Source organism: Brevundimonas sediminis (assembly GCF_048799765.1).
Taxonomy (GTDB): domain Bacteria; phylum Pseudomonadota; class Alphaproteobacteria; order Caulobacterales; family Caulobacteraceae; genus Brevundimonas.
The window spans coordinates 1-20,347 of sequence record NZ_JBLYQK010000027.1; the positions used below are offsets into that span (position 1 = coordinate 1).

Annotated in this window: 16 protein-coding genes and 1 riboswitch; of the genes, 8 read left to right on the top strand and 8 right to left on the bottom strand. The window is 69.7% G+C overall.

What is annotated here, in order from left to right; all coding sequences use genetic code 11:
* Positions 1–33 precede the first annotated feature (33 nt).
* The 4 genes from ACLQ7T_RS12990 to ACLQ7T_RS13005 form a co-directional block, all read right to left on the bottom strand.
* Positions 34–222, bottom strand: a complete 189-nt coding sequence (locus ACLQ7T_RS12990) for a hypothetical protein (protein ID WP_420479804.1) — start codon at positions 220–222, stop codon at positions 34–36.
* Position 223: 1 nt separating this feature from the next.
* A complete protein-coding gene (gene metB / locus ACLQ7T_RS12995) occupies positions 224–1,414 on the bottom strand; it encodes a cystathionine gamma-synthase (protein ID WP_420479805.1) in 1,191 nt (396 codons plus the stop codon).
* Complete coding sequence (gene metX / locus ACLQ7T_RS13000) at positions 1,411–2,403, bottom strand: homoserine O-succinyltransferase MetX (RefSeq protein WP_420479806.1); 993 nt, start codon at positions 2,401–2,403, stop codon at positions 1,411–1,413. Before metX ends, metB begins: the two co-directional genes overlap by 4 nt.
* 99 nt (positions 2,404–2,502) lie before the next feature.
* Positions 2,503–2,627: riboswitch (SAM riboswitch) on the bottom strand.
* The gene (locus tag ACLQ7T_RS13005; RefSeq protein WP_420479807.1) at positions 2,608–2,823 is read right to left on the bottom strand and encodes a hypothetical protein; all 216 of its coding nucleotides are present in this window, start codon (positions 2,821–2,823) and stop codon (positions 2,608–2,610) included. Its footprint overlaps the riboswitch before it by 20 nt.
* A gap of 57 nt (positions 2,824–2,880) precedes the next feature.
* Between ACLQ7T_RS13005 and ACLQ7T_RS13010 the strand changes: the two genes are divergently transcribed.
* The 4 genes from ACLQ7T_RS13010 (at position 2,881) to gltB (ending at position 11,083) form a co-directional block, all read left to right on the top strand.
* Positions 2,881–4,224 (top strand): ammonium transporter, encoded by a 1,344-nt coding sequence (locus tag ACLQ7T_RS13010; protein WP_420479808.1) that lies wholly within the window; start codon positions 2,881–2,883, stop codon positions 4,222–4,224.
* 94 nt (positions 4,225–4,318) lie between these two features.
* Positions 4,319–4,999 carry a TorF family putative porin gene (locus ACLQ7T_RS13015; protein ID WP_420479809.1) on the top strand — a complete coding sequence of 227 codons (681 nt, stop codon included), beginning with the start codon at positions 4,319–4,321 and terminating at the stop codon, positions 4,997–4,999.
* A gap of 172 nt (positions 5,000–5,171) precedes the next feature.
* Positions 5,172–6,605, top strand: coding sequence for an NAD(P)-dependent oxidoreductase (locus tag ACLQ7T_RS13020; RefSeq protein WP_420479810.1), 1,434 nt, complete (start codon positions 5,172–5,174; stop codon positions 6,603–6,605).
* Entirely contained in the window at positions 6,602–11,083 is a 4,482-nt protein-coding gene (gene gltB / locus ACLQ7T_RS13025) for a glutamate synthase large subunit (RefSeq protein WP_420479811.1), read from the top strand. Before ACLQ7T_RS13020 ends, gltB begins: the two co-directional genes overlap by 4 nt.
* Before the next feature lie 92 nt (positions 11,084–11,175).
* On the opposite strand, the gene ACLQ7T_RS13030 is transcribed toward gltB, so the two are convergent.
* Genes ACLQ7T_RS13030 through ACLQ7T_RS13040 form a run of 3 tightly spaced genes read right to left on the bottom strand, consistent with a single transcriptional unit; the run spans position 11,176 to position 17,058 of the window.
* Positions 11,176–12,618, bottom strand: coding sequence for an efflux transporter outer membrane subunit (locus ACLQ7T_RS13030; RefSeq protein ID WP_420479812.1), 1,443 nt, complete (start codon positions 12,616–12,618; stop codon positions 11,176–11,178).
* Positions 12,618–15,854, bottom strand: a complete 3,237-nt coding sequence (locus tag ACLQ7T_RS13035) for an efflux RND transporter permease subunit (RefSeq protein ID WP_420479813.1) — start codon at positions 15,852–15,854, stop codon at positions 12,618–12,620. Before ACLQ7T_RS13035 ends, ACLQ7T_RS13030 begins: the two co-directional genes overlap by 1 nt.
* A gap of 7 nt (positions 15,855–15,861) precedes the next feature.
* Entirely contained in the window at positions 15,862–17,058 is a 1,197-nt protein-coding gene (locus ACLQ7T_RS13040) for an efflux RND transporter periplasmic adaptor subunit (protein WP_420479814.1), read from the bottom strand.
* A gap of 169 nt (positions 17,059–17,227) precedes the next feature.
* On the opposite strand from ACLQ7T_RS13040, the gene ACLQ7T_RS13045 reads away from it, so the two are divergent.
* Positions 17,228–17,797, top strand: a complete 570-nt coding sequence (locus ACLQ7T_RS13045) for a TetR/AcrR family transcriptional regulator (RefSeq protein ID WP_420471625.1) — start codon at positions 17,228–17,230, stop codon at positions 17,795–17,797.
* 28 nt (positions 17,798–17,825) lie between these two features.
* On the opposite strand, the gene ACLQ7T_RS13050 is transcribed toward ACLQ7T_RS13045, so the two are convergent.
* Positions 17,826–18,263 carry a PaaI family thioesterase gene (locus tag ACLQ7T_RS13050; protein ID WP_420471624.1) on the bottom strand — a complete coding sequence of 146 codons (438 nt, stop codon included), beginning with the start codon at positions 18,261–18,263 and terminating at the stop codon, positions 17,826–17,828.
* 48 nt (positions 18,264–18,311) lie between these two features.
* On the opposite strand from ACLQ7T_RS13050, the gene ACLQ7T_RS13055 reads away from it, so the two are divergent.
* The 3 genes from ACLQ7T_RS13055 to ACLQ7T_RS13065 all read left to right on the top strand — a co-directional run bounded on the left by ACLQ7T_RS13055 (position 18,312) and on the right by ACLQ7T_RS13065 (position 20,335).
* Positions 18,312–18,626, top strand: coding sequence for a DUF3253 domain-containing protein (locus tag ACLQ7T_RS13055; RefSeq protein ID WP_420479815.1), 315 nt, complete (start codon positions 18,312–18,314; stop codon positions 18,624–18,626).
* A 75-nt stretch (positions 18,627–18,701) separates the two neighbouring features.
* Entirely contained in the window at positions 18,702–19,340 is a 639-nt protein-coding gene (locus ACLQ7T_RS13060) for a uracil-DNA glycosylase family protein (RefSeq protein WP_420479816.1), read from the top strand.
* Complete coding sequence (locus tag ACLQ7T_RS13065; protein ID WP_420479817.1) at positions 19,337–20,335, top strand: alpha/beta fold hydrolase; 999 nt, start codon at positions 19,337–19,339, stop codon at positions 20,333–20,335. Before ACLQ7T_RS13060 ends, ACLQ7T_RS13065 begins: the two co-directional genes overlap by 4 nt.
* Positions 20,336–20,347 lie beyond the last annotated feature (12 nt).

Here is a 20,347-nt window from a genome sequence, read left to right on the forward strand (position 1 = left end):
CCTATACGGTCAATGTACAGTCGGGCGGCGGCGTCAACGGCGGCCGCCCGACGCCACCGCGACCACGCGACGACCGCGCCGGAACTCGCGGTAGACCGCGCTGGCGGCCTCGCCCGCGTCGGTGACGTCCAGTTGCAGCAGGGCCACGGGTTCTTCCGCGGCGCGGGCGGTCTGGTCCGCGCCGGTGGCCGGGCGGGGCAGGGGCAGGGAGGCGGCGGTCATGTCAGGCGGCCTCGGCGTCCAGCGAGGTTGCGGCGAGCACCGCGTCCAGCGCCGCCGACAGGTCGGCCAGCAGGTCCTCCGGATGCTCCAGCCCGATGGACAGGCGCAGCAGGCCGTCGGTGATCCCGGCGGTGATCCGGGCCTCGGGCGTCATGGCCGCGTGGGTCATCAGGGTCGGGTGGGCGATCAGGCTCTCAACCCCGCCCAACGACTCCGCCAGGGTGAAGACCTCCAGCTGATCCACCAGGGTGCGCACGGCGTCGAGGTCGGCCAGCTCGAAGCTGAGCATGGCGCCGAAGCCCTTCTGCTGGCGGGCGGCGATGTCGTGGCCGGGGTGGCTCTTCAGGCCGGGATAGTTGACGCGCTTCACCGCCGGGTGGGCGTCGAGCCATTCGGCGATCCGGCCGGCCGTGGCCTGCTGACGCTCGACACGGGCGAAGAGGGTGCGAACCCCGCGCAGGGTCAGATAGGCGTCGAAGGGCGAGCCCGTGACGCCCAGGCAGTTGGCCCACCAGGTCAGCTGTTCCAGATCGGCCTGGTCCCGGGCCACGACGGCGCCGCCGACCACGTCCGAATGGCCGTTGATGTATTTCGTGGTCGAATGGATCACCAGGTCGGCGCCCAGGGCGATCGGGTTCTGCAGGGCCGGCGACAGGAAGGTGTTGTCCACGGCCGCCTTGCAGCCGACGGCGTGGGCGCGGGCGCAGATGTCGGCCACGTCCACCACGCGCATCAGCGGGTTCGACGGCGTCTCGATCAGGATCAGTTTCGGCTTCAGGGCGAAGGCGGCGTCCAGCGCCTCCCGGTCGTTCTGGTCCACGAACTGCACATCGAAATGATTGCGACGCGCGCGGGCGCTCAGCAGGCGGTGGGTGCCGCCGTACAGGTCGTGCGGAGCCAGCAACAGGTCGCCGGGCTCCAGGGACGACAGGGCCAGGTCGACCGCGGCCATGCCGGTCGCCGTGATCACCGCCCCGGCGCCGCCTTCCAGCTTCGCCAGCGTCTCGCCCAGAACGTCGCGGGTCGGATTGCCCGAACGCGTGTAGTCGTACTTCCGCTTACCCTCGAGGCCGTCGAAGCTGTAGTTCGAGGACAGGTACAGCGGCGGCATCACCGCCCCGTGCGCCGGATCGTTGTTCACGCCGTGACGGGCGGCGGTGGTACAGGGATGGGCTTCGCTGGAACAGGTCATGCGGCGATCTCGTCAGGCTGGCGGGCGTACAGGGGAGAAAGGGCGTCGTGGAGCGAGCGGCCGACGACCTCGCGCTCCTTCAGGAAGGCGTCGTGACCGAAGATCGAACCGGCCTCGTCAAAGCGACGCAGCGCGGGCGCGCGGGCGGCGAGGTCACGCAGGTCCTCGATCGGGACCAGACGGTCGGTGGTGAAGCCCAACAGGGTCAGCGGGCAGGCGATCGCTTCCGGCGCGACGGCGTGCCGGTCCAGCGAGTCGGACAGGGAGATCCAGCGATCGGCGCTGGTGGCCTCCGCGTAGTCCGCGCCGCGGGCGATCAGGTAGTCGCAGACCGGGTAGGGGGCGCCCGCTTCCGCCGGGGCCGTGGTGGCGAAGCGCCAGTCGAATTCGTCGGCGGTGCGATAGGTGGTCATGGCCAGCTCCCGGGCCAGCGCGACGCCCTCCGCCTCGCGACCGCAGTCGCGGGCGAAGGCCAGCAGCCGGCGCTGCACCCCGCGCCAGGCGGTGGCGGCGGGATGGGCGCGGTGGGCGGCCGAGATGACCACCAGTTCGCCGATCCGTTCGGGGAAGGTCGCCGCGAAGGCCAGGCCGATACAGCCGCCGTACGAGGCGCCGACGAAGGCGTCGACGCGGGCTTCGCCCAGCGCATCCAGCAGCAGGCCCAGCAGTCGGGCCTGGTCCGCGGTGGTGATGGTGACGCCCGGATCGGTCTTGCCGGGCAGCAGGTCGAAGGCCAGCACGCGGGCGCGGTCCAGATCGACCGGGCCGCCGTGACGGACGGCCCACGACCACCAGCGGGCGGCGAAGCGGCCGCTCGAGATGCCGCCCGCGATCACCACCAGCGGCCCCGTGACCGGGCCGTGCAGGCGACCGGTCACCGCGTCCGCGGCCAGACGCTCACCCGAGGCCAGCCGGAAGTCGGCCGGAATCGCGGCGCTGACATCCCGGCCGGGGGCCTCGTCGATGATCCATTCGGTGGTGGACGCCACTGTCCGCTCCGGCTCCGCTCAGCGAAACCGATGGGGCGAACCAACATCTGCGAAGAAAGACCCGTGAAGTCGTCCGGACCCGTGAAGGTCCGCTCGCTTCACTCATCTCTCGCGGCTTCCGAAGACGCCCCGCAGGAGTTGGCACCATCTCCAGGGATCGGGTGGATCTCTGGAAGGTTGCCCCGGCGTCAAAGGGCCTATCCCTCAGCCGGTCTTGATGAGTGTCCTTACGGTGGCGAAGCCGATCGCGTCCGTCAAGCCTTCAAAAATGCTGCGATTGCGAATTGCAAAGCTTGACCATTGTTCGGCGTGATTGCGTCTTTGAATCCGGAAATCGAGGAATGTTATTGCACATGAAAGATTCAGGTGCGTTTCAGCGGCAACAAAAATTCCTGAATCTTGATCCGGCCACTTGCGCATTTCGCAGGTGCGGTAAAGAGTTCGCTAATGCGTAACGGCGTCCTTTGGGGGATTGAGATGACACGACTTCGCAGTGGCCTGGCGCTCGGCCTTGGCCTTCTGACCACGGCAATCGCGACGGGGGCCGATGCGGCGCCCGCGCTTCTGGGACATCAGGTTCCGCTGGAACTGGACAGCGCAGGCACGGCCTGGCTGGCCACATCCACGGCCCTGGTCCTGCTGATGACCCTTCCGGGTCTGGCGCTCTTCTATGGCGGCATGGTCCGCCGCAAGAACGTGATCGCCACCATCACCCAGTCGGTCGGCGTCTTCGCCGTCGCGACCCTGGTCTGGTTTATCGCCGGCTACTCGATCGCCTTCGGGACGGCGGGCGACCTCGGCGGCCTGCCGGCCGAGACGGTGAACCAGTTCATCGGCAGCTTCGACGCCGTGCTTCTGAACGGAGTCGGCATGGAGACGGCGCACAGCCTGTTGCCGGGCATTCCGGAGTTCGTCTTCCTGTCGTTCCAGATGACCTTCGCGATCATCACCCCGGCCCTGGTGACCGGCGCCTTCGCCGAACGTCTGAAATACACCGGCCTGCTGCTGTTCACGGCGCTCTGGTCGCTGCTGGTCTATGCGCCGATCGCCCACTGGGTCTGGGGCGGGGGCTTCCTCGGCGGAGCCGGGGTGCTGGACTTCGCCGGCGGCGCGGTCGTGCACGTCAACTCCGGCGTGGCCGGTCTGGTCTGCGCGATCTTCCTCGGCGCCCGCAAGGGCTACGGCAAGGAGCCGATCACGGCCCACAACCCGGTGCTGACCATGATCGGCGCCTCGCTGCTGCTGGTCGGCTGGATCGGCTTCAACGCCGGTTCGGCGGGCGCGGCGAACTCGCTCGCCGGCGTGGCCCTGATCAACACCATCCTGGCCGCCGCCGCCGCCTCCATCACCTGGAAGATCGTCGAGGTCATCGAGAAGAAGAAGGCGTCGCTGATCGGCGTGCTGTCCGGCATCGTCGCCGGCCTGGTCGCCATCACGCCGGCCGCCGGCTTCGTCGACCCGAAGGGCGCGGTGCTGATCGGCCTGATCGCCGGACCGGTCTGCTACGCCTCGTCGGTGTGGATCAAGAAGCTGCTCCGCTACGACGACTCGCTGGACGCCTTCGGCATCCACGGCGCGGGCGGTCTGGCCGGCGCCCTGCTGACCGGCGTGTTCGCCTCCACCGCGATCAACAGCCTGTCGGAAGGGGCCAATGTCATGACCCAGCTGATCGGTCTGGGCTGGACCATCGCCTACAGCGCGGTGGGCACCCTGGTGATCCTGATCATCTGCAAGTTCACCACCGGTCTGCGTGTCAGCGCCGAGGCTGAGGAAGAGGGCCTCGACACCCACCTGCACGGCGAGGCTCTGGAATCCGTCTGAGCCTGCTTCCGGAGCGGGGGCTCTCTCCTCCCGCTCCGGGCCCAGTAAGCGTTTGCGTGCCGAACATCGACCAAACAAGTTGGGGACAAGAACAATGAAAATCGCCTACTGCGCCGCGGCCTTCGCCGCCGCTCTCATCGCCACCGCCGCGGCCTCGACCGCCAGCGCCCAGGACGTCAGCTTCAACGCCGCCGTGACCTCGGACTACGTTTTCCGCGGCGTCAGCCAGACCGACGAGGAGCCGGCGCTCCAGCTCGGCGTCGACGTCGGCTTCGAGTCCGGATTCTACGTCGGAGCCTGGGCCTCGAACGTCGACTTCGGCGACGACACCGACGCCGAGGTCGATGTCTACGGCGGCTACCGCACCGAGGCGGGCGGTTTCGCCTTCGACTTCGGCGTGGTCGGCTACCTCTATGTGAACGACCCGTCGGGCTCGGACTACAGCTTCTTCGAAGCCAAGGCCGCGGTCTCCCGGGCGATCGGCCCGGTGACCCTCGGCGGCGCCCTCTACTACTCGCCGGACTTCTTCGGCGCGGATGAGAGCGCCACCTATGTCGAGGCGAACATCGGCTACTCGCCCATCGCCAAGCTGACCCTCAGCGGCGCCGTCGGCTATCAGTACCTCGACGTCACCGACGACTACACGGCCTGGAACCTGGGCGCGGCCTACGCCATCACCGACAACATCGTGATCGACGGCCGCTATCACGGCACCGATGTGGACGGGCCGCTCTACGACGACCGCGCCGTCGCCACGCTGAAATTCCTCTTCTGAACGGATCTGGGCGTCCCTTCCGCCCGGCCATGACCGGCAAGGCCTTGCCATTCAGGCGGGTCTTGCCGGTCAGTCTTTTCTGGTTGTCCTGCTGTTTGCGCAAGGACAGCATAAAAATTGCCTGAAGGCCTTCCCGTCCGTACAAAGTTCGCAGTTGCGAAGAGGGCTAGCCTTGGCGTCCGTGAACCAGACTTTCGTTGTTATCCCCCGCACCGGGCCGTCCAAGGTCGCGGCGGCGGAGCGCGTGCAGAACCATGCCGAAATCTATGCGGATTTCGGACCGGATGCGGGCCGTGGCCAGTCCAGTCGCTGCGCCCAGTGCGGCGTGCCGTTCTGCCAGTCGGCCTGCCCGCTCCAGAACAATATTCCCGACTGGCTGCGGCTGGCCGCTGAAGGGCGGGCCGAGGAGGCCTGGCGTCAGTCGGAGGCCACCTCGACCATGCCGGAAATCTGCGGCCGTATCTGTCCGCAGGACCGCCTCTGCGAAGGGGCCTGCACGCTGGAGCAGTCCGGCTGGGAGACGGTCACCATCGGCTCCGTCGAGCGTTGGCTGGGTGATCAGGCGTTCGAGAACGGCTGGGTCGATCCCATTCGGCCCCGCGCCGAGAAGGGGCAGTCCGTCGGCATCGTCGGCGCGGGTCCCGCGGGCCTGGCCGCCGCCGACCGCCTGCGCAGCGCCGGCTACGCCGTCACGGTCTACGACCGCCACGATCGCGCGGGCGGCCTGCTGACCTACGGCATCCCCGGCTTCAAGCTGGAGAAGCATGTGGTCGGCCGCCGCGTCGACCGCCTGATCGACGGCGGGGTCGAGTTCAGGCTGGGCGTCGATGTCGGCGGCGCCCTGCCCTTCGCCGAGGTGCGCGCCGCCCATGATGCGGTGCTGGTCGCCACCGGCGTCTACCAGGCCCGTCGCCTGACCGCGCCGGGCTGCGGCTCGGACGGCGTGGTCGCCGCCCTCGACTATCTGATCGCCTCCAATCGCAAGGGCTTCGGCGACGCGGTCCCGGCCTTCGACGGCGGAGCGCTGAACGCCTCGGGCCGGAAGGTCGTCGTCATCGGCGGCGGCGACACCGCCATGGACTGCCTGCGCACCGCCATCCGCCAGGGCGCGACCTCGGTCACCTGCCTCTACCGCCGCGACCGGGACAACATGCCCGGCAGCGCGCGCGAGACCGCCAATGCGGAGGAGGAGGGCGTGGTCTTCGAATGGCTGGCCGCGCCCCGCGCCGTGCTGGGCGGCGCCTCGGGCGTCACCGGCGTGCGCGCCCAGCGCATGGCGCTGGCGGCCCAGTCGGCCGACGGCCGCTGGTCGGTCGAGCCGGTCGCGGGCGGGGAGTTCGACGTCCCCGCCGATCTGGTCATCGAGGCCCTGGGCTTCGAGCCGGAAGACATGCCGGCGCTGTTCGACACGCCGGACCTGGCCCTGACGGACTGGCGGACCATCCGCACCGCCGGCGCGACCAAGGCCACCACGCTGGAGGGTGTCTTCGCCGCCGGCGACATCGTGCGCGGCGCCTCGCTGGTGGTCTGGGCGGTCCGCGACGGACAGGATGCGGCCAGTGAAATTGATGCGTGGCTGTCCTCGCAACGGAGGGCCGCGGCGTGACCTTTGACCTGAACACCTTCGAGGCCGACCGGCAGAAGCTGATCGACGCCCATGCCTATGACCCGGCGTCCGAGCGGGACGCCTGCGGCGTCGGTCTGGTGGCCGCCATCGACGGCCAGCCGCGCCGCGAGGTGGTGGACCTGGCGCTGAAGGCGCTGTCGGCCATCTGGCACCGGGGGGCGGTGGACGCCGACGGCAAGTCGGGCGACGGCGCCGGCATCCTGATCGGCCTGCCGCGCGCCTTCTTCGAGGCCCAGGTCCGCGACGCCGGCCACGAGCCGCGCCCCGGGCCCATCGCTGTCGGCATGATCTTCCTGCCCCGCGTCGACCTCGGCGCCCAGGAACAGGCCCGCACCATCGTCGAGCGTGAGGCCCTGTCCGCCGGCTTCTGGCTGTACGGCTGGCGTCAGGTGCCGCACCGCGCCGAGGTGCTGGGCCAGCGCGCCGCCGCAACCCGTCCCGAGATCGAGCAGATCATGCTGGCCCCGCCCGAGGGGCTGGACGGCGAGGACCTGGAGCGGGCCCTGTACCTGCTGCGGCGTCGCATCGAGACCCGCGCCACGGCGGCGGGGCTGCAGCATTTCTACGTCTGCTCCCTGTCGGCGCGGTCGGTGATCTACAAGGGGATGATGCTGGCCGAGGCGCTGGCGGACTTCTACCCGGACCTGGCCGACCCGCGGGTGGAGGCGAACGTCGCCCTGTTCCACCAGCGCTATTCGACCAACACCTTCCCCGAATGGCGTCTGGCCCAGCCCTTCCGCATGCTGGCCCACAACGGTGAGATCAACACCCTGCGCGGCAACGCCAACTGGATGCGCAGCCACGAGATCCGCATGACCGCCGAGGCCTTCGGCGCCGACGACCAGACGGTCAAGCCGGTGATCCAGCCCGGCGGCTCGGACTCCGCCGCCCTGGACAATGTGTTCGAGGTTCTGGTCCGCGCCGGTCGCCCGGCGCCCATGGTCAAGGCCCTGCTGATTCCGGAGGCGCCGATCGAGGGCATGATCTCGGACGATCACCGCGCCCTCTACGCCTACTGCAATGCCGTCATGGAGCCGTGGGACGGTCCGGCGGCGGTCTGCGCCACCGACGGCCGCTGGGTCGTGGCGGGCAAGGACCGCAACGGCCTGCGCCCACTGCGGGCGGCCGAGACCGTGGACGGCCTGCTGATCTGCGGCTCTGAGGCCGGCATGACCGGCGTCTCGGACGACCGCATCGCGCGCCGCCTGCACATCAACGGCGGCCGGATGATCTCCATCGATCTGGAGGCGGGCCGCCTCTACGACGAGGCGGAAACCATCGACCGGCTGGCGGCCAAGCATCCCTACCGGGAGTGGCTGTCGAACATGGTCGCGCTGGAGCCGCTGGTCGGTCCGGGCGATGAGCCCCGCAAGCTGGAGGGCGAGGCCCTGACCCGCTTCCAGGCCGCCGTCGGCTGGACGCAGGAGGACATCGAGTCCCTGCTCGATCCCATGGCCGCGGAGGGCAAGGAGGCCGTGGGCTCCATGGGGGACGACACCCCGCCCGCCGTCCTGTCCGAACAGTCGCGACCCTTCGCCCACTATTTCCGACAGGCCTTCGCCCAGGTCACCAACCCGCCGATCGACTCCCTGCGCGAAGCCGGGGCGATGAGCCTGCGCACCCGATTCAAGAACCTGGGCAACATCCTGGCCCAGGACGAGACCCAGACCCGGGTCTTCATGCTGGACAGCCCGGTCCTGACCAACGGCATGTACGAGCGCATGCTCGGCGTCGTCGGCGCGGGCTCGACAACGGTGATCGACTGCACCTTCCCGGCGCCGGCCGAGGGCGGACGGGAGGGCGAGGCCCTGCGCGCCGCCCTGGACCGCATCCGCGCCGAGGCCGTCGCGGCGGCGCGGGACGGGGCGGGCCTGATTGTCCTGACCGACGAACGGGCGGGCGAGGATCGTCCGCTGATCCCGATGATCCTGGCCACGGCGGCGGTGCACGGCCGCCTGATCGAGGCGGGCCTGCGGACCTACTGCTCACTGGTGGTGCGTTCGGCCGAGGCGATCGACGCCCACGCCTTCGCCGTTCTGGTCGGTTGCGGGGCCACGGCGGTCAACGCCTGGCTGGCGCAGGAGACCTTCCTCGAGCGTCTCGCGGCCGGGCGCTATCCCGGCCTGTCCCTGCGCGACGCCTGCCTGAACCATCGGACGGCGGTCGAGGCGGGGCTGATGAAGATCCTCGCCAAGAAGGGCATCTCGGTCATTTCGGCCTATCGCGGCGCCTGCGAGTTCGAGGCGCTCGGCCTGTCGCGCGCTCTGGTGGCCGAGTTCTTCCCGGGCATGACCTCGCGCATCTCGGGCGTCGGTCTGGCGGGCATCGAGGAGCAGTCGGTGGCCAAGGCGGCGCGCGGTTTCGCCGCCGACCGGGCGCGCCTGCGCATCGGCGGGGCCCACCGCATCCGGGCGGGCGAGGAGACCCACGCCTGGGACGCCGAGATGATCCACCGCCTGCAGGACGCCACCACGCGCGGCGACTACAAACGATTCAAGGCCTACAGCCGCCGGGCGCGCGAGCTGCCCGCCACGGCCCTGCGCGACCTGCTGGACTTCCGCGAGGCCCTGCCGATCCCGGTCGAGGAGGTCGAGAGCGTCAACGAGATCCGCAAGCGCTTCGTCACTCCCGGCATGTCCCTGGGCGCCCTGTCGCCCGAGGCGCACGAGACGCTGAACATCGCCATGAACCGCATCGGCGCCCGCTCGGTCTCGGGCGAGGGCGGTGAGGACCCGGAGCGCTATCACCCGCGTCCGAACGGCGACAATCCGAACAGCGCGGTCAAGCAGATCGCCTCGGGCCGCTTCGGCGTCACGGCCGAGTATCTGAACCAGTGCCGCGAGATCGAGATCAAGGTGGCCCAGGGCGCCAAGCCCGGCGAGGGCGGTCAGCTGCCCGGCTTCAAGGTCACCGAGTTCATCGCCCGCATGCGTCATTCGACGCCGGGCGTGGGCCTGATCTCGCCGCCGCCGCACCACGACATCTATTCGATCGAGGATCTGGCCCAGCTCATCTACGACCTGAAGCAGATCAACCCGGTCGCGCGGGTGACGGTGAAGCTGGTGGCCTCGTCGGGCATCGGGGCGGTGGCCGCGGGGGTCGCCAAGGCCAAGGCCGACATTATCCTGGTCGCCGGCCACAACGGCGGCACCGGCGCCTCGGCCATGGGTTCGATCAAGCACGCGGGCATGCCGTGGGAGCTGGGCCTATCCGAGGCCCATCAGGTGCTCAGCCTGAACGGCCTGCGTGGCCACGTCCGCCTGCGCACGGACGGCGGGATCAAGACCGGTCGTGACGTGGTCGTCGCCGCCATGCTGGGCGCCGAGGAATACGGCATCGGCACCGCCAGCCTGATCGCCGTCGGCTGCCTGATGGTCCGCCAGTGCCACTCCAACACCTGCCCCGTCGGGGTCTGCGTCCAGGACGAGCGGCTGCGCGCCATGTTCACCGGCACGCCGGAGAAGGTGGTCAACCTGTTCAGCTTCATCGCCGAGGAGACGCGCGAGGTTCTGGCCTCGCTCGGCCTGCGGTCGCTGGACGAAGCCGTCGGCCGCACCGATCTGCTCAAGCAGGTCTCCCGCGGCAGCGAGCATCTGGACGATCTCGACCTGAACCCCCTGCTGGTGCGGGTGGGCGAGGGGGACGCGCGCCAGCCCGCCGACGCGCCGCGCAATGCGGTGCCCGACGCGCTGGACGCTCGCATCGTCCAGGACGCCGAGCCCTTCCTGGCCCGCCGCGAGAAGATGCAGCTGACCTATTCGGTCGCCAACACCCAGCGGACCATCGGCACGCGCCTGTCGTCGCACATCGTGCGCCAGTACGGCTCGGACCTGCCGGACGGCCACCTGACCCTGAACCTGCGCGGCGCCGCCGGGCAGTCGCTGGCGGCCTGGGGGATGAAGGGTCTCAAGATCGAGCTGGACGGCGAGGCCAATGATTATGTCGGCAAGGGCCTGTCGGGCGCCGAGATCATCGTCCGTCCCCCGTCATGGCAGGCGGGCGCGGCGGTCATCGGCAACACCTGCCTGTATGGCGCGACCAGCGGCAAGCTGTTCGCGGCGGGCGCGGCGGGCGAGCGTTTCGCCGTTCGCAACTCGGGCGCCACGGCGGTCATCGAGGGCTGCGGCGCGCACGGCTGCGAATACATGACCGGCGGCGCCGTGGTGGTGCTGGGGACGACGGGCTGGAATTTCGGCGCCGGCATGAGCGGCGGCGAGGCCTTCATCCACGACCCCGAAGGCACGGCGGCGGATCGCTTCAACAGCGCCTCGGTCATCGCCGGCGCGGTGATGGGCGAGGCGGGCCAGCGCCTGCACGAGCTGGTGACCCGTCACGCTGTGGAGACCGGCTCCCCTCTGGCGCGCAGGCTGCTGGAGACCTGGCCGGTGGCGGTCACCCACTTCCGCCACGTGTTGCCCCGCGAGGAGGCGGCGGCGGTGAAGGCGAAGCGGGCGTAGATCCCTCTCCCATCGGGAGAGGGAGGCAGGCATAAAAAAGGGGAGGCTGTATCCAGCCTCCCCTCCATCATCTCAGCCTTGAACCGGAAGTCTCAGCTTTCGGCTTCCCAGCCGCCCGCCAGCGCCTTGAACAGGGCGATCTGGTAGGTGGTGACCTGGGCGTTCGAGGCGGCCAGCTGGGCGTCGGCGGCGGCCAGGGTCCGCTCCGCGTCCAGCACCGTCAGGAAGCTGTCGGCGCCGGCGTCGAAGCGCAGGCGCGACAGGCGGGCGGCGTTGGCGGCCTGGTCCCGCGCCGACTGCAGGGCCGACCGGCGGTCCAGCTCGTTGGCGTAGTTGGCCAGGGCCGTTTCCGTCTCCTGCAGGGCCGTCAGCACCGTCTGGTCGAACGTCGCCAGGGCGGCGTCCGACGAGGCCCCCGCCTGTTCGATCCGCGCGCGGGCGGCGAACACGTTCGGGAAGGACCAGCTGATCAGCGGGCCGAACGAGAAGCGGAAATTCTCGCTGTCGCCCAGGGCGTCGGTGTCACCGGCGGTCACCCCGGCCGATCCGCCCAGGGTGATGCGCGGGAACAGGTCGGCGGTGGCCACATTCACCCGCGCCGCCGCGGCGGACAGGTTGCGTTCGGCCTGACGGATGTCGGGACGACGGGCCAGCAGGGCCGCGCCGTCGCCGACCGGGATGGGCTGCGACAGTTGCGGCGGGGTCTGGCAGGCGCGGGCCGCCGCGCTGGCTTCCGCCGGGGTGCGCCCGGTCAGGGTGGCCAGACGGAACAGGGCGCCGTCGCGCTGGGCCCGCAGGGGCGGCAGGGTCGCGCGGGTCGACTCCAGCGCCGCGCGGGCGCTGGCGACGTCCAGCCCGTTGCCCGAACCGGCGTCCAGCAGGCGCTGGGTCAGGCCGACCGTGTCGGTCTGCAGGCCGATGGTCCGCTCCGCCACCGCGATCTGGGCGTTGGCCGAGCAGGCGTCGGCATAGGCCCGGGCCGTTTCCGCCGCGACCGTGACCCGGACGATGTCCAGGGCGGCCTCGGCGGCGGCGGCGTCCGCGCGGGCGGCGCGGATGGTCGATTCGACGCGGCCGAACAGGTCGACCTCGTACGAGACGTCCAGACCGGCGTCGTAGGCGTCGGTCTCGGGCGCATCGGTCCCCGGCGGCAGGGTGCCCGCCGGCAGGGTCGCGGCCGAGACGCGGCTGCGGTTGTAGGCGGCGCTGGTGGTGGTCGACGGGAACCGACCGACGCGCGCCTCGCCCAGGGCCGCGCGGACGCGACGCAGGTTGGCGGCGGCGGCCTCAAGCTCGTTGTTGTTGGCGAGGGCTTCACCGACCAGGCCGTCAAGGGCCGGGTCGTTGTACAGCCGCCACCAGTCGTCACGAGCCGAAGAGGTCGAGACCGCCGATGAGGCGGTCCCGATGAAGGCGCCCGACGCTGAGGGGGGAAGGGTAGCGTCAGGCGCCTTCGGCCCGACCGCGCACGAGGCCAGCAGGAAACTGGCTCCGGCGGTTGCGGTCAGGAACCGGAGAGAGGGTCGGATAGTCATCAGGCGTCTCCCGAGCGGACGGTCGCGGTGTCCGCGTCGTGCGGGGGAAGGGGGGTGGGGTCTTCCCTCGTCGTCTTCGGGGCGCCCGGCAGCTTCGAGGCCACCCAGCGCATGACGACGTAGAAGACCGGCGTGAAGATCAGACCGAAGAAGGTCACGCCCAGCATGCCGCTGAAGACGGCGGTGCCCAGCGACTGACGCATCTCCGCGCCCGGACCCGTGGCCAGCATCAGCGGCACGACGCCGAAGATGAAGGCGAACGAGGTCATCAGGATCGGGCGCAGACGGGTCTGGGCGGCGCGCACGGCGGCGTCCCAGCGGCTGAGCCCCTCGTCCTCGGCCTGCTTGGCGAACTCCACGATCAGGATGGCGTTCTTGGCGGCCAGGGCGATCAGCACCACCAGTCCGATCTGGACCAGGATGTTGTTGTCCAGACCCCGCAGGTTGACCCCCAGGATCGCGGCCAGAAGACACATCGGAACGATGAGCACGACCGCCATCGGCAGGGTGAAGGCCTCATACTGCGCGGCCAGCACCAGGAAGACGAAGACCACGGCCATCAGGAAGATCATGGTCGCGCCGCCCGAGGCCTGCTTCTCCTGCAGGGCCAGACCGGTCCACTCGTACGAGAAGCCCGGGGGCAGGGTGGCTTCGGCCAGTTTCTCCATTTCGGAGATCGCCTGGCCGGACGACACGCCCGCCGCCGCCTGACCCTGCAGCTCGGCCGCCGGGAACAGGTTGTAGCGAACGATCCGCGACGGACCGGAGTCCTCCCGCAGGTTGGCCACCGAGCCGATCGGCACCATGGCGCCGGTGGCGGACCGGGTCTTCAGGTTCGCGATGTCGGCCATGTCGTCACGCGACGTCGGCTCCGCCTGCGCCGTCACCCGGAAGGTGCGGCCCAGGAAGTTGAAGTCGTTGACGTAGGACGAGCCCAGATAGACGCCGAGCGTGTCGAACACGGCCGACGGCTGCACGCCCATCATCAGCGCCTTGTCACGATCGACGTCGGCGGCGATGCGCGGCGAACCGGTGTTGTAGGTCGAGAAGACCTGCTGCACCTGATCCGGCGCCTGGGCGGCGGCGCCCATCATGGCGAAGGTCGAGCCTTCCAGCGCGCGATAGCCCGCGCCGGAGGTGTCCTGCACCATCATCTGGAAGCCGTTGCCGTTGCCCAGACCCTGAACCGCGGGCGGGGCGATGACGAAGATCTGCGCGTCCTCGATGCCCATGGTGGCGCCGGTGATGGCCCCGGCCAGGGCGGCCGCGCTCTGTTCGGCCGTCTTGCGGTCCTCGAAGGCGTCCAGGCGCACGAAGATGGTCGCCGCATTGGAGCCGAACGAGAAGCTGGTGCCGTCCAGACCGGCGAAGGCGACCATGCCCTCGACGCCCTCGGTCGACTTGATGATGTCCGAGGCGCGCTTCATCACGGCTTCGGTGCGTTCCAGGGACGAGCCCGGCGGCAGTTGCACGACGCCGATCAGGAAACCCTGGTCCTGCTCCGGGATGAAGCCCGACGGGGTGTCGACCAGACGCCAGGCGGTCAGGCCCAGCAGACCGACGTAGATCACCAGCACGATGCCGACGGTGCGCACGAGGCGGGCCGTCAGGCGACCGTACTTGTCCGACAGCCAGTCGAAGCCTTCGTTGAACTTCCGCCCGGCGTAACCGCCGTAATAGGCGGCCGTGCCCAGCAGGCCCGGCTTGCGCTCGTGGTCGTGTTCCTTGTGCGGCTTCAGCAGCAGCGCGGCCATGGCCGGCGACAGCGTCAGCGACACCAGCAGCGACACGACCGAGGCCGTGGTGATGACGATGGCGAACTCGCGGTAGAAGATGCCCGGAATGCCCGGCACGAACATGGTCGGCACGAACACCGAGACCAGCACCAGACCGATCGAGATCAGCGCGCCCGACACCTCCTGCATGGAGCGGTAGGCGGCTTCCTTCGGCGTCAGGCCCTCGCGGATGTAGCGCTCCACGTTCTCGACCACGACGATGGCGTCGTCGACGACGATGCCGACCGCGAGGACGAGGGCGAACAGGCTCAGCGAGTTGATCGAATAGCCGAGCAGCATCTGGACGGCGAAGGTCGCCACCAGGGCCACGGGGATGGCCACGATCGGGATGATCGCCGCGCGCCACGTCTGCAGGAAGACCAGCACGACGAGCACGACCAGGATGACCGCCTCGAACAGGGTGTGCTGCACGGACTCGACCGAGGCCGCGACGAACTCCGTCGGGTTGTAGGCGATCGAGATGTCCATGCCTTGCGGCAGTTCGGCCTTGAAGGCCTCGACCTCGGCCAGGACGCGGTCAGCGGTGCCCAGGGCGTTGGCGCCCGGTTGCTGCACGATGGCGATGCCGACGCCCTGCTGGCCGTCGAAGAAGCCCTTGATGCCGTAGTCCTGGGCGCCGAGCTCGACGCGCGCGACGTCACGGACGCGGGTCACGCGGCCTTCGGCGTCGGTCTTGATGACGATGTTGGCGAACTCGTTCGGATCGCTCAGGCGGCCCTGCACCTGCACCGGCAGCTGGAAGGCCGCGGCGTTGGTGGGGAAGGGCGGCTGGCCGATCGAACCGGCGGCGGCCTGGACGTTCTGGGCCTGCAGCGCGGCGACGATGTCCGGGCCGGTCAGGTCGCGCGCGGCGGCCTTGGCCGGGTCGATCCAGACCCGCATCGAGTAGTTGCCGCCGCCGAAGATCGACACGTTGCCGACCCCGTCGATCCGCAGCAGGCGATCCCGCAGGGTCGAGTTGGCGTAGTTGCCGACATAGTCGTTATCCAGCGATCCGTCGGGCGAGGTCAGCCCCAGGATCATCAGGAAGCCCGACTCCTGCTTGTTCACGGTGACGCCGATCTGGCGCACCTGTGCAGGCAGTTTGGGCTCGGCCAGGGCTACCCGGTTTTGGACCAGAACCTGGGCGGCATCCAGATCGGTGCCGGGGTTGAAGGTCACGGTGATCGCCACCGTCCCGTCGGAGGTGGACGAGGACGACAGGTACAACATGCCCTCGACGCCGTTCACCTCCTGCTCGATCGGGGCGGAGACGGTCTCCGCCACGGTCTCGGCCGAGGCGCCCGGATAGGCGGTGTTGATGGTGATGGTGGGCGGCGCGATCTCCGGATACTGCGACAGCGGCAGCAGCGGGTACGCGAACACCCCGATCAGGGTGATGAACACCGAGATCACGGCCGCGAAGATCGGCCTGTCGATGAAGAAGCGTGAGATGTTCATTGTCGGATCAGTCGCCCGAGACGCTGGCGGCGAAGGTCGCCGTGGAGGCCGGGGCGGGGGTTGTCACGGGCGTGGTCGCCTGCTGGGCCACCGGTTCGATGCGGCCGTTGCGGGCCTGGACCTTGACGCCGGGCTGTTGCACGCGCTGCAGGCCGCTGATGATGACGCGATCGTTGGCCTGAAGGCCGCCGCGGACGACCCGCAGGCCGTCGACCAACGGTCCGAGCTGGACCGCGCGCGGGGTCACCGAGCCATCGGCGGCGACGACGTAGACGACGCGGCGGGCCTGGTCGGTGGCGACGGCGGCGTCCGGCACCAGCATGGCCTGGTACGAACCGGCGCCGGCCAGACGGGCCTGGCCGAACATGCCCGGCTTCAGGAAGCCGTCGGCGTTCGGGATCAGGGCGCGCAGGCGGATGACGCCCGAGGCGGTGTCGACGGCGTTGTCGGTGAAGTCCAGCGTACCGCTGCGCGAGTAGCCGCTTTCATCCTGCAGGCGCACCTGGATCGGGGCCGCGCCGCTGCGGGCCTGACGCTGGTACTTCAGCAGCACGGCTTCCGATCCGTCGAAGACGAAGTGGATCGGGGCGCTGGAGACCACGGTGGTCAGGACGTCGGCCTGCGACGAGCCGCCGGCGACGAGGTTGCCCGGATCGACGCGACGATCCGAGACGCGGCCGGAGATGGGGGCGATGACGCGGGTGAACTCCAGGTCCAGCTGACGGGCGCGAACCGCGGCGTTGGCGGCGGCCACGGCGGCCTCGGCCTGCTGCACGGCGCCGCGACGGGTGTCGACCTCGGCCTGCGACACGGCCTGCGAGGACAGCAGGGTCTCCGACCGGGTCAGCTCGGTGCGCGCCAGGTTCAGCTGCGCCTGGGCCTGGGCCAGCGAGGCGCGGGCCGAGGCCAGGGCCGCCTGGGCCGGGCGGGGGTCGAGGGTGAACAGCAGCTGGCCGCGGCGGACGTAGTCGCCGTCGCGGAAGTGCACGCCCTGGATATAGCCGCCGACGCGCGCACGCACCTCGACCGACTGGGTCGCTTCAAAGCGGCCCGTAAATTCATCCCAATCCTGGACGGCGCGCTGCAGCGGGACCGCGACGGTCACCTGCGGGGCCGGAGGCGTCTGCGCCTCGCTGGATTGAGAACAGCCATAGAGCGCGACGGCCGCGAGGGCCGACGCGGTCACGATCTTCACCGTGCGCATGAACGCAAATCTCCGATTGGGAGCAAATCCCTGTCCTTGTCGACCACGGGTTTCGGGGAGGAAGTCCGCTAGTCAACGCCCGGTGACTTAATGGTGATGCTCTGCGCACTTGTCAACGGGTGATGACAAAGCCATATTCCGCCTGGGGCTTTTCTGGAGAGCTAACCCTTTGTTTTGTCATGCTGCGCCGCGGCCAAGAAATGCAGAAGCGACTCGCGCGGCCATCCTGGGTGCGGCCCAGGAGCGCTTTTCGAAGGAGAGCTACGACGACGTAGGCATGCGCGATATCGCCGGCGACGTCGGCGTCGATGCGGCCCTGGTGTCCCGCTATTTCGGGTCCAAGGAGGATCTCTTCGCCTCGGTGCTGGACAGCTGTTCCAACGGCAGCGACCTGATGGAGGGGCCCCGTTCGGAGTTCGGCCGCCGCGTCGCCCACGAGGTCATCTTCAAGCCCTCCAAGGAGGGCAAGCTCAAGGGCCTGCTCATCATGCTGCGCTCGGTCGGTTCGGCCAAGGCGATGGAGATCGTCCAGCGCACCGGCTCCGAGCGGTTCTTCAACCCGTTCGCCGAATGGGTGGGCGGCGAGGACGCCATGGTCCGCGCCCGTCTGGCCGCCGCCGCCATCATGGGCATGGCGGTCAGCCGCGAGATCACCGGCGGCTTCGGGCTGAACCCCGAGGAGTGCAAGCGGATGGAGGTCCGGATGGCCGGGATTCTCCAGGGCATCATCGACGGCTGATGCCCGGTGCAGGCGGCGGCCTTCGCCGTCAGCCCGCGCGCTTCTCGAACTTCCGGATCACGCCGGAGAAGGTCATCAGCACCCGCTCGCCCGTGGTGATCTGGCCGCGCACGAAGATCAGGCTCTTGCCCGCGCGCACGACCTCGCCGGTCGCCTCGACCAGCTCGCCGACATAGGCGCCGTCGATGAAGGTCGAGTCCAGGGACACGGTCACGCCCGAGGCGCCCTCCATCTCCTGATAGGCCGTCTGGAACAGCGAGATGTCGGCGAAGGTCATCAGGCAGCCGCCGTGCATCCGGTGGCCGGCGTTCATATGCTTCTGTTCGGCCCGAAAGGCGCAGCGCATCCGCCCGTCGGGATCGGGCTTGAAGTAGAAGGGGCCGACCACCTGATCGAAGGTGCCGTGCAGGTCATAGGTCTGCCACCCGGTGAATTCGCCTTCGGTGACGGTGATTTTCGCGACCATTGTGATCCGTGCCTTCTTCTCGCTCTCGCAATGCAGCATATAGGCCCGATGAGCGACCCCATCGAAACCGCCATCTTCGAAAAATTGGCGAAGGCCGACCCCAAAAACGTCGGCGGAAAGAGCATCGAGCCCGCGGATGTGGCCAAGGAGCTGCAGCCCGAGCAGTGGCAACGCATGCTGCCCAAGGTGAAGTCCGCCGCCCTGCACCTGATGCGCCAGGGCAGGCTGACCATCACCAAGAAGGGCAAGCCGGTCGATCCGAACAGCTTCAAGGGCGTGACCCGCCTGCGTTTGCCGACTCCGGAAGAGACCGGCGCCGCCCTGGCCGCCCTTCCGCCGAAGACGGACGAAGACGAGGACTGAGGTTGCCGCTCTCCCGCCTCTTCATGGGCAGGGATGTCGGCGCGTAGCGACGACAGGGTCGGGGTATGTAAGTCCATGCGCGGTTCCCCACCCGTCTCGCTTCGCGAGCCACCCTGCCCGGAAGGGGAGGGAGAACTTGAAGCCCTCCTCTCCGACATCCGCGCCTGCCGGGCCTGTCTCGGCCAGCTGCCCCATACGCCGCGCCCGGTCGTCCGCGTCTTTCCGGAGACGCGGCTGCTGATCTGCGGCCAGGCGCCGGGGCGGCGGGTGCATGAGAGCGGTCTGCCGTTCACCGACCCGTCCGGCGACCGGCTGCGCGACTGGCTGGGCGTGGACGAGCAGACCTTCTACGCCGACCGCCGCCTCGGCGTGGCGGCGCAGGCCTTCTGCTATCCGGGCACGGCGCCGAAGGGGGGAGACTACCCGCCGCCTCGCAAATGCGCCGAACTCTGGCGGCCGCAGCTGCTGGCCGCGCTGCCGGACGTCGAACTGACCCTGCTGGTCGGCGGCTACGCCCAGACCTGGGCGCTCGGCGACCGGGCGCAGGCGACCATGACCGACACGGTCCGCGCGTGGCAGGACTACGCCCCCTCGATCCTGCCGATGCCCCACCCCTCGTGGCGCAACACCGCCTGGCTGCGCCGCAACCCGTGGTTCGAGGCCGAAGTGGTCCCCTATCTGCGCGAACGCGTTCGGGGCATTCTCTCCACATGATCCGCAAGACCCTCGCCCTGCTGCTCGTCCTGACGCTGACCGCCTGCGCGACCCCCGCGGTTCAGCCGCCGATGACGCCGCCGCCCGGCTTCACCGGCCCGGCGGTCGAGGGGCAAAGCCTGGTGATGGATGACGGCGCCCGACTGCCGCTGGCCCGCTGGACGCCGGAACAGGGCGAGCCCTGGGCCGTCATCATCGCGCTGCACGGGATGAACGACAGCCGCGCCGGCTTCCATCTGGCCGGCCCCTGGTGGGCCGAGCGGGGCATCGAGACCTGGGCGATCGACCAGCGCGGCTTCGGCGCCGCCCCCGGCCGCGGCGTCTGGGCGGGCGAGGCGCGGATGACCGACGACCTGCGCACTGCCGTCGCCCTGGCCCGCGCCCGTCATCCGAACGCAGTCATCGCTGTGGCCGGCGAAAGCATGGGCGGCTCGGTGACGATCGCCGCCTTCGGGTCGGACCGTCCGCCCGCCGCCGATCGGGTCATCCTGCTGGCGCCGGGCGTCTGGGGCTGGAGCGCGGTCGGACCGGTCAACGCCTCCGCGCTCTGGATCACCGCCCGCACCATGGGCTCGGCCGCGGTCGATACGCCCGAATGGGCCGTCCGCCAGCACAAGGCCTCCGACAATATGGTCGAGCTGTACCGCAACGGGCGCGACCCCGGCAGCGTCATCTCCACCCGCTTCGACGCCGTCTATGGTCTGGTCAGCCTGATGGAGAGCGCCTCGACCCGGCTGGGCTCCATCGAACAGCCGACCCTGCTGCTCTACGGGGCGAACGACAATGTGATCCCCAGGTCGGCCATGCGGCTGGCGCTGCGTCGCGCGGGCGAGCGTCCCGGATTCCGCACCGGTTACTACCCGGAGGGCTGGCACATCCTGAATCGCGACCTTCAGGCCGAGACCATGTTCCGCGACGTCGAGGCCTGGCTGCGCGACAGCGCCGCACCCCTGCCTTCCGGCGCGCAACCGGTGCTGCCGGCGCTGGAGAGGTGATTGGTGGTTAGT

Coding starts and splice junctions, on each gene's coding strand:
- ACLQ7T_RS12990 (WP_420479804.1), bottom strand. CDS start 222: ATGACCGCCGCCTCCCTGCCCCTGCCCCGCCCGGCCACCGGCGCGGAC.
- metB (WP_420479805.1), bottom strand. CDS start 1,414: ATGACCTGTTCCAGCGAAGCCCATCCCTGTACCACCGCCGCCCGTCAC.
- ACLQ7T_RS13005 (WP_420479807.1), bottom strand. CDS start 2,823: ATGCGCAAGTGGCCGGATCAAGATTCAGGAATTTTTGTTGCCGCTGAA.
- ACLQ7T_RS13010 (WP_420479808.1), top strand. CDS start 2,881: ATGACACGACTTCGCAGTGGCCTGGCGCTCGGCCTTGGCCTTCTGACC.
- ACLQ7T_RS13015 (WP_420479809.1), top strand. CDS start 4,319: ATGAAAATCGCCTACTGCGCCGCGGCCTTCGCCGCCGCTCTCATCGCC.
- ACLQ7T_RS13030 (WP_420479812.1), bottom strand. CDS start 12,618: ATGACTATCCGACCCTCTCTCCGGTTCCTGACCGCAACCGCCGGAGCC.
- ACLQ7T_RS13035 (WP_420479813.1), bottom strand. CDS start 15,854: ATGAACATCTCACGCTTCTTCATCGACAGGCCGATCTTCGCGGCCGTG.
- ACLQ7T_RS13040 (WP_420479814.1), bottom strand. CDS start 17,058: ATGCGCACGGTGAAGATCGTGACCGCGTCGGCCCTCGCGGCCGTCGCG.
- ACLQ7T_RS13050 (WP_420471624.1), bottom strand. CDS start 18,263: ATGGTCGCGAAAATCACCGTCACCGAAGGCGAATTCACCGGGTGGCAG.
- ACLQ7T_RS13055 (WP_420479815.1), top strand. CDS start 18,312: ATGAGCGACCCCATCGAAACCGCCATCTTCGAAAAATTGGCGAAGGCC.
- ACLQ7T_RS13060 (WP_420479816.1), top strand. CDS start 18,702: ATGCGCGGTTCCCCACCCGTCTCGCTTCGCGAGCCACCCTGCCCGGAA.
- ACLQ7T_RS13065 (WP_420479817.1), top strand. CDS start 19,337: ATGATCCGCAAGACCCTCGCCCTGCTGCTCGTCCTGACGCTGACCGCC.